At 47.0% G+C, this 15,169-nt stretch carries 8 protein-coding genes; 6 read left to right on the top strand and 2 right to left on the bottom strand.

Annotation, left to right across the window (positions count from 1 at the left end; genetic code table 11):
- Positions 1-117: 117 nt before the first annotated feature.
- The gene (locus tag AK963_RS17535) at positions 118-480 is read right to left on the bottom strand and encodes a hypothetical protein (RefSeq protein WP_066016740.1); all 363 of its coding nucleotides are present in this window, start codon (positions 478-480) and stop codon (positions 118-120) included.
- A gap of 220 nt (positions 481-700) precedes the next feature.
- The gene (locus AK963_RS17530; RefSeq protein WP_066016739.1) at positions 701-2,839 is read right to left on the bottom strand and encodes a hypothetical protein; all 2,139 of its coding nucleotides are present in this window, start codon (positions 2,837-2,839) and stop codon (positions 701-703) included.
- A 1,272-nt stretch (positions 2,840-4,111) separates the two neighbouring features.
- Here AK963_RS17530 and ygfK point away from each other — a divergent pair.
- The 6 genes from ygfK to AK963_RS17500 all read left to right on the top strand — a co-directional run bounded on the left by ygfK (position 4,112) and on the right by AK963_RS17500 (position 15,072).
- Positions 4,112-7,249 (top strand): putative selenate reductase subunit YgfK, encoded by a 3,138-nt coding sequence (ygfK, locus tag AK963_RS17525; RefSeq protein ID WP_066016738.1) that lies wholly within the window; start codon positions 4,112-4,114, stop codon positions 7,247-7,249.
- Between the two features lie 115 nt (positions 7,250-7,364).
- Positions 7,365-8,690 carry a putative aminohydrolase SsnA gene (ssnA, locus tag AK963_RS17520; RefSeq protein ID WP_066016737.1) on the top strand — a complete coding sequence of 442 codons (1,326 nt, stop codon included), beginning with the start codon at positions 7,365-7,367 and terminating at the stop codon, positions 8,688-8,690.
- 72 nt (positions 8,691-8,762) lie between these two features.
- The gene (locus AK963_RS17515; protein WP_139117484.1) at positions 8,763-10,121 is read left to right on the top strand and encodes an NCS2 family permease; all 1,359 of its coding nucleotides are present in this window, start codon (positions 8,763-8,765) and stop codon (positions 10,119-10,121) included.
- Between the two features lie 551 nt (positions 10,122-10,672).
- Positions 10,673-11,530 carry an FAD binding domain-containing protein gene (locus tag AK963_RS17510; protein WP_083232735.1) on the top strand — a complete coding sequence of 286 codons (858 nt, stop codon included), beginning with the start codon at positions 10,673-10,675 and terminating at the stop codon, positions 11,528-11,530.
- Positions 11,531-11,532: 2 nt separating this feature from the next.
- The gene (locus tag AK963_RS17505; RefSeq protein ID WP_066016736.1) at positions 11,533-14,427 is read left to right on the top strand and encodes a molybdopterin-dependent oxidoreductase Mo/Fe-S-binding subunit; all 2,895 of its coding nucleotides are present in this window, start codon (positions 11,533-11,535) and stop codon (positions 14,425-14,427) included.
- Positions 14,428-14,577: 150 nt separating this feature from the next.
- The gene (locus tag AK963_RS17500; protein ID WP_066016735.1) at positions 14,578-15,072 is read left to right on the top strand and encodes a hypothetical protein; all 495 of its coding nucleotides are present in this window, start codon (positions 14,578-14,580) and stop codon (positions 15,070-15,072) included.
- The last annotated feature ends 97 nt before the right edge of the window (positions 15,073-15,169 follow it).

Below are 15,169 nucleotides of genomic sequence, written 5' to 3'. Positions count from 1 at the left end.
GATCATCCTGAGTTTTAATCTGACTGGCTATTTGATCTACCAGTTTTTCGTTGATTTCAACGCTCATTGTTATTCTCCATTTTGGAGTATTAACGACAAGCGTTTACACAATTTAAATTACATTCCCTGTTTTGAACTCAGAGTTTCTTCCACCTGTTCAATGCTATTAATTAAGTTAGGAAGTATACTTTCTACGATTTTGATGTTTTCTTTTGAGTTGAGCTGTTGGTCTATACTTTCAAATAATTCATTCATGGCCTCTTGCTCTTTTGGTTTTGATTTTGGTTCTTTGACAGTGATCATCATTATTTCAATAATAGTAGTGGAAATATTTCTTAGAATTTCTTCTTTATTTTTTACGTTAGGTTCTAGTATCTTGGATAATGATTCTTTTAGTTTTTTTATTTTCTCTAGAGTTTCTGAGTGTATGTTAACTCTATTGCTTTGTTTGTTGGATGATTCTGATTCTTGAATTTTCATAATTAAATAGTCTTTGCTATAGGGTTTATTAATAACAATGTGATTCTACTCTTGCTAGATGCAGCTTCTAATAAGTATCACTGCGGCGTGGATTTAATGTTACATAAAATAAAATCACGAAATTGTGCGATGGTTTTATATTTTTCTGAATGAGTTAATAAACTTCTTTCATAGAGAACCTTTTCTTGGTTTTTTATGAAAAATATCTTTTATCTACAGCCTACACTGATTCACTGTATGGGGGAGGCAATATATCTATCGGTGGTGTTTGATCACCACCGAGTGGTAGATTACCACCAGTTCGAAGACGCAGAACATCACCGTGTGTTTGATCACCATCGAGTGGTAGATTGCCTTCATTTCTATACTCAATTTCATCATCAACTTCATCAACTTCAACGACCTCTACACCTCTGCAGCATAAAGGTTTTGGCATATGATCCCAGATTGTTCCAGCACCAACGTAAGCGCCGCGGAGTAAGGTCATAATGACAAATGCAATAGCAACGTACCCCATTTCATCGAACCTGGGAAGCAGTGAAGTATCAATTCCAAGCAGTGACTCTAGGTTTATTAATTCAGAAAATGGTGCCTGTGCACCAGCTACAATTGCGCCATAAAAAGTGGCACCTATAGTAGCCATTGATATTTGAAAAGCAAACTTTCTGAGATTTTCTACTATATCTCTTCTCAACTCTCCATTGGGTAAGCAGGAAGAAGGAGAAAATTGGCGTGCTATTTCACATAATCCTTCGAATACCATCATTGCTGAACCCTGAACATAAGGGTATAAGGCTATGCCAATACAACCATAGGAGCCAAGGTTTCCAACATCTTCAGCTATAGGGAATGGCTCAATACCTAGTTGTTCTGCAAGATTTGTATAATTTCCCTGTAATGTGATATTAGGAAGCATTTCAATGGTAAGGTTTCTTGCTTCAAGCTGAGGGTTATAATGACTTAGTTTCTGGTTGGATGATACAAGTGTTCCAACTGTCCACATAGTGGCTAAAAGAGATGCTCCTTGAAGTACAAGTTTTCCTCCTGAATAAAAATGTGTCTTTAACCCGCCAATTTTCTGATTTTTGTCGTAAGCTCTTTGGCTTAATTCTTCAGTAATACTGGATGTATCTACTTGAATATTTCTTAACAGCGACTGAAGCTTTCTTAGCTCACCATATGTAAAACTATGTAGGTTGTCTCTTATAACTCCTGATAACCGATCACTATCTAAAGAATCCACCCCTTCATCATTTTCAACAAGACGATCCAAGAGCATTAATAATTCATGAAGCTCTCCTTTAGTAAAGTTTCTCCCCAGAGCTAAGCCTTTGGCGGGAGCGGCGATAGTTCTGGCTAATTCTGGCAGTGTGATAAGTGGCAATGCAGACTCCGTAATACCGGTTCCTACACCAAATCCAATTCCAACGCCTCTCGCAGCTCCTTCACTGGCTCCACATCTCACGACGAGATCACTGACACCCAGAGCAGTATTTTTAGCATCCAGCCAAGAAGACCATACGGCGATACCTCCCACAATCGTGTTTTTTGGAATGGTCCAAAAAATTAACTTAATGAAATCCCTACAGTTCATATCATAACAGCACTGGAATGACTTATTAAGTGATGCACATAGACCGCTTCCTTCACTGGCCTTATCTTTTACCCAGTCCATAAAACCATCATAAACTTGAAGTGCTCCCCCGGTGTACATGCTAAGTGTTGAAAGAGAAGCAGGTATCACCATTAATTTTTTCAATACTTCCATAACTCCAGCAGAAGGGTCAATATCTGCGGTAACACCCAATAAATTAATTACGGCAAATAGACCAAGAGTTGAAAACACCAAAGCCTCAGATGTAACTCTGCATACCTCTTTATCGGAACCACGACATGTTAATTCATCTTTCCGGATACGTCTTATTTCCTGTAAGCTAGTTTCTGTCAGCTGCATTAGCCTTTCATAGATGTCTTTTATCTCTGGCTTCCCTCTGGGGAAATCACTCGAACCCTCATGAAGCATTGTATACAACTTGGTATCCTCAAATTTTTTTTTCGTTATTACCTCCTCTAGTTTATCAAGATCCTCATCACTAAGATCCACAACAGCAGCAGTAATATTAGGAGCTACTTCGGTTAATAGCCTTTCTGTTTCATCCACCTGGGTTTGGCTTTTAGAGCCTTCTGAAAACTCTTTAAGAGATATTCCTTGATCAGATGTGCCTACTGTCTTTTTTTCACCGCCAAATAAAACTGAAGCTCTTTCTCTTCCACTCTCAACGCTATCCTCAGGATTGAAACTTTCAAAGCTTGTTCCGCCTTGTGCAGAAAATACTGCAGCATCATAATCTACACTCATTTCGACCAGATTCCTAAATAGAATGTTGGAAATAATAGTATTTTTCAAAAATAAACAGTGGCTGTTATGGAAACTTGATGAGAGCATAAATTAATTAGATTTATTATAAATTCCACTGATATTTATTTTCAAAATTTAAATAATATTGCGATGATAATTTTCTATGTCGATCTTGGGGACTATCTAGGTCTTCCTAGTGTGGTATGAGATGAATATTTTTGGATTGGTAGGAACAGGTGTGAAGAAAATTAAGTTATGATTGATACGAGATCTATTTATATAATTATGTGGGAATATCTGGACAAAAATTTGGTTGAAATAGCAGACAAACATAGTGGACTCCTAGCTTTTGAATAAGAATTGGTGCTTTACTGGATTGATCTGATATCAAGTCATTTATTGTTTCTCCGGAGATGGATAATAGTTATCCGCTATAGAGTGGTTATTATTGAATATATAAAGTAGTACTGCTTCTGCTGAGAGTTAAAATACGTTTTTGTTATTTAGGTAAAGGATTATATGTCCAGTGTAAGGAAAATGTTTTATCTCGAGTAAATAGCAAATCATTTTTACCGAGATATAAGGTGAAGACTATAAGACACCTAATTGATAATTTATGATTTTTTATATGAGAACAGCTTATTTTTTATTTTCTCAGCTTGATCCATCAAAATGATAAACTCCCTCTCATTATTGAGACGGAGGCTATTTCACGACCATCCAGATAATAATTACTCTCATTTATTAAGCGACAGCCTTAAAACGAATCCAATGTGAAAATATCAGACATTGATTCAGGTCATTTATCGATTCTGACTTTCTGGGTAGGACAAAAATACCAGAATAAAATTTGTGAACATTTTTGATCATAAATTTGCTTCAGGTCATTTTATCAATGGGTATTCACTCTCCTGGTACGGTCATTTTTCAAATCTGGCCTGAATCCTGCGTTTTTCTCTGCATCTATACAAGTGCGTCTGCCTGCAATGAAAGGCAGATAAAAGCGGAAAAACGAAGCCCTTTGAGGATTTGCCTAGAAAAGGCATAAGTAGCTGGCCATATGAATCGAATATTTCAGGCTACTTGGGCAAGTGCTATGCAAGACGCAACGGAGGGAGCATAGCCTTAGCTATGTAACCGGAGTTGCAACGCAGCAGAGTGCCTGAACAAGGAGGTCAGAAATATCTGATTTCATATGGTTAGCTACTTAAGGGTGGCAGCCGCTGACTTTCCAAGAAAGCTTGAGAATCTTGAGGATGAGGAGTTTCGACAATGGGTGATATCATGCGTCCTGTCCCTTTGAGGGAAATGCTGGACCGAATCCATGGAGAGTACAAAAGCAGCCAATCCCTCTTTGGTATCCGGGCAGACCTGCTCTTTCGCAAAAAGAATGACCAGAACATCAAGGTCTGTTCAGAAACGGCATCCACTGCTGTAGGTCCTGCTGCTGGTCCACACACTCAACTGGCACAGAACATCATTGCCTCCTGGGCAGCCGGTGGTCGTTTTATCGAATTGAAAACCGTGCAGATCATGGACACTCTGGAGATCGAAAAGCCCTGTATCGATCCGGAAGATGAGTGTTACAACACCGAATGGTCTACCGAATTTACCCTGCCAAAAGCGTATGATGAATACCTGAAAGCCTGGGTGGTTCTCCATGTGCTGGAAGAGATGTTTGATCCTGCAATGGGATCTGGTCGTGAAAAGAGCTTTATCTTTAATATGAGTGTCGGTTACGACCTCAAGGGCATCAAGACCGTACCCATGCAGACCTTCATTGATAATATGATGGACAGCAGTGGTCATGAGAAGTTTGCCCAATACCAGGACATTGCCCGGGAATGGCTGAAGAGCGAAGCCGTTCAGGAAACCTTCCAGTGCAAAGACCGGGTGGATTCACTGCTGGCAACCGTTGATCGAATCTCCGGTAAGATAGCTCGTTCCGTCACTCTCTCAACCATGCACGGTTGCCCTCCCCACGAAATCGAAGCGATCTGTCATTACATGATGACAGAAAAGCATATTGATACTTATGTAAAACTGAACCCAACCCTGCTGGGCTTCGCCTATGTACGTAAGGTTCTGGACGACAGAGGCTTTGGATACATTGGTTTGAAAGAAGAGTCTTTCAGCCATGACCTGCAGATGGAAGATGCAATCCCCATGCTGCACCGGCTCCGCAAAACCGGTGCTGACCTGGGGCTGAGCTTTGGGGTCAAACTCTCGAATACTCTGGGTTGTGTGAATAATCGCGGACGTCTGCCTGGCGATGAGATGTATATGTCTGGCCGCTCACTCTACCCATTGACCATCAATCTTGCGGCCGTTATCGCCCGTGAATTTGATGGCCAGATGCCTATGTCTTACTCCGGCGGTGCCTGGAAAGGTAATGTTGCTGATATCTTTAATACCGGTATCCGTCCAATCACCATGGCAACCGAGATGCTGAAGCCCGGTGGCTATATGCGTCTGCGTGACTGCGCTCTGGCGCTGGAAGAGTGCGACAGCTGGGCTCGTGAAACTGTTGATGTTGCTGCCCTGGAAACACTGGCCGCCAAAGCGTTAACCGCTGATGAGTACACTGAAAAGAACTGGCACGAAACCCCTGTGCGCCAGAAGGCAACCTCACCACTGACCGATTGCACCATTGCTCCCTGTAAGCAGGCATGCCCCATTGGTCAGGATGCACCTGAGTACATTCAGCTGGTCGCTAATGGTGAATACCAGCAGGCCCTCAGCCTGATTTATGACAAGAACCCGCTGCCAGGTATTACCGGTCATATCTGCGACCATCAGTGCATGTTCAGCTGTTCCCGTAAAGATTACGAAGGCGCTGTTCGTATCCGTGATATGAAGCGGATTGCCATGGAAAAAGGCTGGGATGATTACAAGGCCGCCTGGCAGAAACCTGCTCAGGAGCAGACTGCTCGCTGTGCTGTTATCGGTGCTGGCCCTGCGGGTTTGTCTGCCGCTTATTTCATGGCCCGTGCCGGCTTCCCGGTGGTGGTGTTTGAAAAAGAAAGAGATGCCGGCGGTATCATTCGTAATGTCCTGCCCAACTTCCGTATCCCTGCCGAAGTGATTCAGCAGGACATCGATTTTGTCAGAGCCCATGGTGTGCAGTTCGAGTTTGGCTGCGATCCAAAGCTGGATGTACTGGATCTGAAACACAGCGGCTTTGATTATGTCTTCCTGGGTATCGGAGCCGAGAAGGGTAACCGGATGCCACTGGAAGGCGATCGTAGTCGTTTATTGCCATCCCTGCAGTTCCTTCGCCAGTTCAATGAAGCACCAGAAACCATCAAGCTTGGCAAGCGAGTGGTGGTGGTTGGTGGTGGTAATACCGCCATGGACAGTGCGCGCGCTGCCCTGAAAGTACCTGGAGTAGAAGAAGTTCGTGTGTTCTACCGCCGTACTGAAGAGGAAATGCCAGCTGACCGCGAAGAGTATGGCAATGCCGTTAAAGACGGTGCCCGCTTCCAGTTCCTGACCAACCCTGAAAGCATGACGGAAGAGGGTATGCTCACCTGCCGCATCATGAAGCTGGGTGAGCCGGATGCCAGTGGTCGCCGCCGTCCTGTGGCCACCGAAGAAACCTGCACACTGCCGGTTGATACGATTATTACCGCGATTGGTGAGCAGGCGGATTCCGAGCTGCTGAACAAGATGGGTATCCCACTGGGTACCGATGGCTGGGCCGCTGTTGATCGTCAGACCAAAGAGACTGGCGTCAGCAATGTCTTCCTGATCGGTGACGCGCATACTGGTCCATCCACTGTGGTTCGCTGTATTGATGAAGCCAGAAGAGCAACGGATACCGCCATTGCCCGCAACCAGGCACTGGTTCATCACTCTTTTGAATACAAGAGCACTGAAGTACCTGTGGCTGATGAGAAAGTGATTCGTGCCCGCCGCGGCCTGATTCCCATGAGCTCTGTGCCTGCAGACGATGTGGAAGCCTTTGCCCGCCAGGAAGGTGAGCGCTGCCTTGAGTGCAACCACATCTGTAACAAGTGTGTGGATGTCTGTCCGAACCGTGCAAATGTGGCTGTTGAAATTCCGGGCTTTAAAGAGAAGTACCAGATTCTGCACCTGGATGCTTACTGCAACGAATGTGGCAACTGTGCCCAGTTCTGTAACTGGGAAAGCAAGCCTTATAAAGAGAAGTTCACAGTCTTCAGTCTGATGGAGGACTTTGAAAACAGCACCAACAGCGGCTTCCTGGTTCAGGACGATATGGTCTGGCTGCGCAGTGCAGGCTCTGATGGAAAAGAGCGGGTCAACAAGATGTCCATTAATGTGATGGGCGAGTTGAGCGAGATCCCCCGAGGACAGGATGATTTGTGCAGGATCATCAGTCATGTCTACCTGAATAACGCTTATCTGCTGGGTAAGGTCTATCCATAAGACTGCTGCCCGCTATCCGCTGCCCGCCTCCCGCAAAAGCATAAGCACACCTTGCTTTTTCGGGCTACGGGCAGCGGGAGGCGGGAAGCGTTCCTTTAGAATAAGGACATGTTGTATGTTACTGATAAAAAATGCCACCGCTGTTCAGTTTGAACCTGCCAGAGTCACCGAAGGGGTGGATATTCTGGTGGATGGCAACAAAATTGTGGAAGTCGGCTCTCAGGTGGATCGTGCCAAGGCGACCAGAACTATTGATGCAGCCGGTCGTTTAGTGATGCCGGGTATTGTCTGCAGCCATAACCATTTCTACTCCGGCCTTTCCCGGGGCGTAATGGCTGACATTAAACCCTGTCCTGATTTTGTCAGCACGCTGAAGAACCTCTGGTGGAAAGTGGATCGGGCCATTGATGAGGAGATTCTTTATTATAGTGGCCTGATCTGCTCACTGGATGCCATCAAGGCCGGTTGTACTTCTGTTATTGACCACCATGCTTCTCCCTCCTATATCAAAGGCTCCCTGAATACACTGCGGAAGGCTTTCCTCAAAGCAGGCCTGCGGGGCATGACCTGTTTTGAAACCACTGACCGTAATGGCGGTATTAAAGAGCTTGAAGCCGGTGTTCGGGAGAACATTGAATTTGCCAACCTGGTAAGCAGTGCCAAAGTCAGGGGGGATGAACCTTATCTGGTAGAAGCTCATATTGGCGCCCATGCACCTTTCACGGTTTCCAATGATGGACTGGGCATGTTGTCCGATGCGGTACGTGAAACCGGTCGAGGCCTGCATATCCACGTTGCAGAAGACAAGTACGATGCGACCTGGAGCCGTCATCATTATGGGCAGGAGCTGATTCAGCGTCTGGACAGTTTTGGCCTGATCAACGACAAGACCCTGATAGGGCACGGCATCTATCTGGCGGATTCTGATATTGAATTACTCAATGAGAAAGATGCCTTCCTGGTGCATAACCCACGCTCCAACATGAATAACCATGTGGGCTATAACGAAAAACTCACGTCTTATAAAAACGTTGCTCTGGGTACAGACGGTATTGGCAGCGATATGTTTGAAGAACTGAAGTTTGCTTTCTTCAAGCACCGTGACGCCGGTGGTCCACTGTGGCCTGACAGTTTCGTTAAGTTCCTCAATAACGGTAACCGCTTGCTGGAAAGAAACTTCGGTGGTCATTTTGGTCGACTGGAAGCGGGTTATCAGGCGGATCTGGTCATTTACGATTACAACAGCCCAACACCGCTGCAGGCAGAAAACCTGCCGGGCCATCTGGCATTCGGAATGAACAGCAGTGGTGTGAGAACCGTTATTGTTGATGGCGCCGTTGTGTTGGAAGACGGTTGCTATCCATTTGATGTCAACGAAATTTATGCCGAAGCACGGAAAGCGGCACGGCGTTTGTGGAAAGGTATGGACAGTCTCAGCTGAAAAATAATCAGTCATAAGCCGGGGGAGAGCCTTTGAGGGTTTCTCCCACACAACCGGCCTTTGGGGGAAATCATGCTAAATACCGATGTTGACCAGTCTTCCATAGAGAAGAATGCAGGGTCTCACGACAACTCTTTGCTGGAGCGACTTTTCAAGTTGAAGCAGCACGGGACAACCGTGAAGATGGAAGCGCTGGCGGGATGTACCACCTTCATCACCATGTGCTATGTGGTGTTTGTTGTGCCGGAAATGTTGTCTGCTGCAGGCATGGACCGGGGAGCACTGTTTGTTGCTACCTGTCTGATCTCCGCCATCAGCTGTATTGCCATGGGGCTTTACGCTAACTGGCCTGTAGGCCTGGCTCCAGGTATGGGATTGAACGCGTTCTTTGCTTATGCCGTGGTTCTGGGCATGGGCTACTCCTGGGAACAGGCGATGGGTGCCGTATTCTGGGGGGGTATCGGCTTTATGCTGCTGAGTATCTTCAAAGTCCGGGAGTGGATCGTTGACAGCATTCCCAAAGGTCTGCGAATTGGTATTACCGCTGGTATCGGTTTGTTCCTTGCTCTGATTGGACTCAAGTCAGCCGGTATTGTGGTGGCTAATCCCGGCACCATTGTTGGTCTTGGTGATATCACCGGTTTTGCCCAGGTCATGGCGAGTCTCAGCCTGTTCCTCATTCTTGCCCTGAGCTACCGCAAGATGAAATCAGCGGTACTGGTCTCTATTGCCGTGGTAACGCTGATCTCTCTCTTTACCGGACAGGTTCAGTTTACCGGCATTGTTTCCCTTCCTCCCAGTATTGAACCCATTTTTGCCAAGCTCGACATTATGGGCTCTCTGAACCCCGATATGATCGGTGTCATCGTGGCCTTCATGTTTGTCAACCTGTTCGATACCACCGGCACGCTGATTGCGGTTGGTGATAAAGCCGGCCTTGCTGATGAAAACGGCAAGATGGAAAACATGAGCAAGGCCATGGTGACTGACGGTACTGCCTCCTGGGTTGGTGCGGTATTTGGTGCTCCTACGGTGACCACCTATGTCGAAAGTGCTTCCGGTGTTGCTGTCGGTGGTCGTACTGGCCTGACTGCAGTATTCATTGGTCTGCTTTTCCTGTTGACTCTTTTCCTTTCTCCGCTGGCAGGCATGGTTCCCGGTTATGCAACTGCCGGTGCTCTGCTGTATGTAGCTGTTCTCATGACCGGAAGCCTGGGCGCGATGGACTGGTCCGATCTGACCGAAGCGGGTCCTGTTGTGATCACGACTATTATGATGCCGTTGAGTTTCTCCATTGCTAATGGTATTGCCCTGGGCTTTATCGCCTACCCAGTCATCAAGTTGCTGGCCGGACGAGTTAAAGAAGTCAGTATCAGTGTATGGGCTCTGGCCATTATGTTCGCACTTAAGTTTATTATCTTTGGCATATAAGACAGGCGGCTAATCTCGTTATCGCGTGTGTGAGGTTGTTGTGAAATTCTGGCTGAGAGGTTCGCTTTGAGTTTCGCAACATCCTATCTTCTCTCCTTCAATATGTATTGATTTTCCCTTCTCTGTTATACCAATCGTACTTTCTAATTACGCCATTGCGCTGGTGATATGGACGCTAGTCCTGCGTTGGGATCCCTCGCAATACCCAAGAGCATAAATAGCCCCATTATTACTCGTCCTTCTGCATTGTTCAGGCGTCCATATCACTATGTTGATTACGGTAGTTAGAAAGCACGATTGGTATTTTGAATATGTTCGCAGGATTTTGTTTCAGATCCACGTGATTATCAGAATGATGCATCATTCTGATAATTACAGTGTTCATGTAGCGATATTTCCAGGTATTCGGATGGCAACCGTAACAATAGGATGCTGGATTTATCACTGGCTTAAGAGTTTGTGAAAACTTTCCGGAACAGATTTGCCATAAGTCATTTTTTTCTTATTCACTGCTTACCTCCTCATACCAAGGCTACCTTCTGGCCTGAATTATGCTGCGGAAAAAAGAGATCCATGATCCTGTAGATATAACTTCCGGTATAGAAAAGGCAAACAATATGATCAGGGAATTTTTGCAGCCAGAGTCTCTTCAAGAGGCTCTGGCCATGAAAGAGCAGCATGGTGATCAGGCCGTGTATATGGCCAGTGGTGCACGTTTGAATGCTGCGCCGATGAAGACGGATAAAACCATTGCCATCAGTCTTTCCCGTCTTGGTCTGCAGGGTATTGTGCAAACCGATAAAGGGTGGGAGCTTGGCGCGCTGACCACACTTCAGCAGGTCATCGACAGTCCTGAACTGCCTGAAGGCCTGCGGGAAGCTGCAGCCCTGATCTTCAGCCGTAATATGCGTAACCAGATTACTCTCGGTGGCGAAATTGCTGCCAATTTGAAAGCTTGCCAGGTTGTTCCTGCACTGCTGGCCATGGATGCAGAAGTTGAAGTTGCAGAAGGTGGCTGCATGACCGTTGAGGCTTGGCAGCAAAAACCCTACGGATTAATCACCAAAGTTATCATCCCTGCCAGTGTGGACTATTGCCGCAGTGAGAAAGTGGTTAAGAGCTGTGCAGGTCTGCCAATCGTCAGCGTATCCCTGGCGGTGAACGTTAAAGATGGCAAGCAGCAGTTTGGTATTGCGCTGGCCGGTGTTGCTGAAAAAACCATTCGACTTCATGACGTAGAAGCCCTGCTTGCTGATCAGGGGCTGCAGGGGCGTGAAGCCATTGAAGAGGCCGTTGGAAAATCAGTCTTCCCTGAAACTGATTTCCTTGGCAGTGCCGAGTACAAGCGTCATCTCAGCAGTGTCCTGGTTGGCCTGCTGGTGGAAGAGTTTAATGGACGGAGTAACTGATCGTGGAAATCGTCTTTACCCTCAATGGCAAGCAGAAAGCGATTCAGGCAGAAGCCGGTGAAAATGTTCAGGTACTGCTGAAGCGACTGGGCATGCGAGCTGTCCGTAACAGTGATGATGGCTACGGCTTTGCCGGTTCCGATACTATTTTGCTGGATGGCTGTTCTGTCAACGCATCCCTGTTGATTGCAGCCCAGCTCGATGGCCGGGAAGTGGTTACGCCTGAATCTCTGAATGAATATGGCAAGTTGAGTCCGGTACAGTCAGCATTGATCGATGCGGGTGTTATTCAGTCCGGCTACAACGATCCTGCACTGGCGTTATTGATTACTGACCTGTTCAAGCGCAGCCCGAACCCCACCAAAGCCGAAATTACCGATGTAATGTCGTCCATCTTCCTGCGTGAGAGTGCTTACCAGCAGGTATTTGATGCGGTCGACATTGCCCGTCAGCGTCTATCAGATCCTGACTACGTTGCTACCAGTGTGCCTTCCTTTGCCGGAGAGAATCGTCAGGTCGGTAAGCCCGGTGGCAAAGTGGACGCAGCCCGTTCCATCAAGGCTGAACCCTGCTTTGTTGAGGATTTTGTCGCACCGGATGCCTGTGTCCTGAAGATGCTGCGCAGTCCTCATGCCCATGCCTACATTACCCGTATTGATACCAGCGAAGCCGAAGCGATGCCTGGTGTTGTTGCCGTATTTGACCATCGCAACTGCCCAGACGTGTATTACACACCTGGTGGCCAGACTGCACCCGAACCTTCTCCTCTGGATCGTCGTATGTTTGGCCAGAAGGTCCGGCATTACGGTGACCGTGTTGCTGCGGTAGTTGCCGAAACGGAAGAGCAGGCAGAAGCTGCTCTGAAGACCATTAAGGTTGAGTATGAAGTGCTCAAGCCGGTGCTCTCTATCAAGGAAGCCATGGCGGAAGATGCACCTGTCGTGCATAACGGTGTGATCAGCTACAGCGTTGGCGCACCGGATGATCTGGATGAGCAGAACAAAATCTCTGATCTCCGTGATGGCAAGATTCATTTCAACTTCCCCTTTGGTGGCGATCCCAAGAAGAACATTGCTGCCCGTGGTCATGGTGAAATCGGTGATATTGAGCAGGGTTTTGCCGAAGCGGATATGATTCTGGAACGGACTTATCAGTCACGTCAGTCTCAACAACTGCCTCCTGAGCAGCACCTCTGCTACACCTATATGGAAGGTGACCGGATTGTTGTCCGTGCAGCTACTCAGGTGCCATGGCATGTCCGTCGCAAGATTGCCATTGTTCTTGGTCTGAAGCAGCATAAGGTGCATGTAATCAAGGAGCGTCTGGGCGGCGGCTTTGGCTCCAAGCAGGACATTCTGGTCGAAGAAGTCTGCGCCTTTGCCACACACACTACCGGTCGCCCTGTTCTGTTCCGTCATACACGTGAAGAGGAGTTTATTGCGACCTCTACACGACATGTGGCTGAAATTGATATCAAGATGGGGGCGAAGAAAGACGGTACCATCACCGCGTTTGATGTGAACTTCCGCTTCAATACCGGCCCTTATGGCAACCATGCCCTGACCGTACCCTGTAATGCACCGGCGATCTCTCTGCCACTGTACCCATGCCCTAACGTTCGCTTCAAGGTAGACACTTACTATTCCAATATCGTGCCTACCGGTGCTTACCAGGGATACGGTGGTCCAAAGGGTAACTTCGCTGTACAGATGATTGTGGCTGAAATGGCCGATGCCCTGGGTATTGATCATCTGGAGATGATCGAGAAGAACCGGGTAAGAGAAGGCCAGAAGCTGGATCTGCTGGGCAAGGTTGGTGAAGGCAAACTGCCATCCAAAGTGCCCACTGCCTACAGTTGTGCCCTGGGGCCAATCCTTGAGCAGGGTGCCGCCGGATTTGGCTGGGGAACCCCGAAGGAAGAACCGGAAAATCCACACATCAAGATTGGCCGTGGTATTGCCACCATGCAGCAGAAGTCCGGTATTCCGGATATTGATCAGGCCAATGCCTGGGTCAAGCTGGCGTCTGATGGCACATTGATTGTGCACTCTGGCGGTGCTGATATCGGTACTGGTCTGGATACGGTGGTTGCCAAGCTGACCGCTGAAGTGCTCTGCACCGAACTGGCTGATATCCATGTAATCTCCGGTGATACTGACCACTGTCTGTTTGATAAGGGTGCTTATGCTTCCAGTGGTACCTGCTTCTCCGGTAACGCCGCTCGTCTGGCCGCAGAGGATCTGCGCGGCAAGGTTCTGAAAACGGCAGCCCATCTGCTGGAAGAGCCAGTGGAAGAGCTGATTGTGGAATACCCTGGTGTGGTTCGTAGCTCTGTCCATAACAAGAAGGGTTCCATCAGTTTCGGAGAAATTGCTCACTATGCCGAAAGTGGTACCGGATGCGGTCAGCTGATGGGGCAGGGCAGCTTTATTACCAGTGAGTTTGCCTTCCCATACGGTGCCAACTTTGCCGAAGTGGCGGTGGATACCCGTACCGGTAAGGTATCGCTGCGCAAGTTCCATGCGCTGCTGGATTGCGGCACACCCATCAACCCGGAACTGGCGCTTGGTCAGATCTACGGTGCCAGCATGAGAGCGATTGGTCATACGCTGCAGGAAGCCATTCAGTATGACGATCAGGGGCGTGTCGTGAATGCCAACTTTGCCGACTATGGTGCGCCAATGGTTGGTGATCTGCCAGAGGACTTCCAGGCAATACTGGTGCCCAGCGATGACCCGGTAGGCCCTTATGGTGCCAAGTCTGTCTCTGAAATCAGCGTGAATGCAGCAGCGCCCGCGATTGCATCCGCTATCCATGACGCCACCGGAGTCTGGGTCAGAGACTGGCACATTACACCGGAAAAAATGCTTAACGCATTGAAGGAATCAGTACTGTAACGGAGGTTTTTGCCCATCTAACGTTTTATGAAATGGAGCATGGTTTTGTTTGTGCTCTCATTTCATAAAACTGGGATGATGAATTTATCAACATCAGTACACTTTTTAAGCTAGATATAAGATCTGTTTATCAATATATGGTTAAGTGAAATGGATTCTGTTGTACCGACTCTACATTCCAGCTTAGTTGAACAAAAAGATGAATTGCAGGGTAAAAGTACCCGTGAAGGTAAGTTTTCCCGTTTTACAGTATCGGTATCAGAAGAGAGTTACAGAGCACTAAATGTATTGACATGTCATAACCGTTGTTCAAAAAAACACAATGCTCACGAAGTTCTTCAGACAGTTATTCAGGAGAGAGATTTCGATATCTCTGAGCAACTTACAGATAGATATTTTGCAGAAAGGTCATATGCGAGGGCAGAAGAAATCGAATGGCCTAGATATATAGAGCGCTATGAATTCAAGATTTCTAACGACGAAAGTCAATTACTAAGAAGCATACTAAATGCTAGTCGTAATAAGCTAGAGATGAGAAGAAAGTATGACTATTCAGAATGTAGTGCTTATTTGGATGGTTTCATCGATGGAATACATCACTATTACAGTGAAAACACGCCATGTGCGACTTTTAGGTTTGCATAAGGAGACATGACTGAACCTGCTTTCTGCTATTAAAAGCAGTAAAAAGCAAAAAAGAAGGTTTCAGTCATGCCCGTTGAAGAGTTTATCACTACAGTCT

Source organism: Endozoicomonas atrinae (assembly GCF_001647025.1).
GTDB lineage: Bacteria > Pseudomonadota > Gammaproteobacteria > Pseudomonadales > Endozoicomonadaceae > Endozoicomonas > Endozoicomonas atrinae.
The sequence above is the reverse complement of the archived record's forward strand: the minus strand, read 5'-3'. Positions and strand labels throughout refer to the sequence as shown.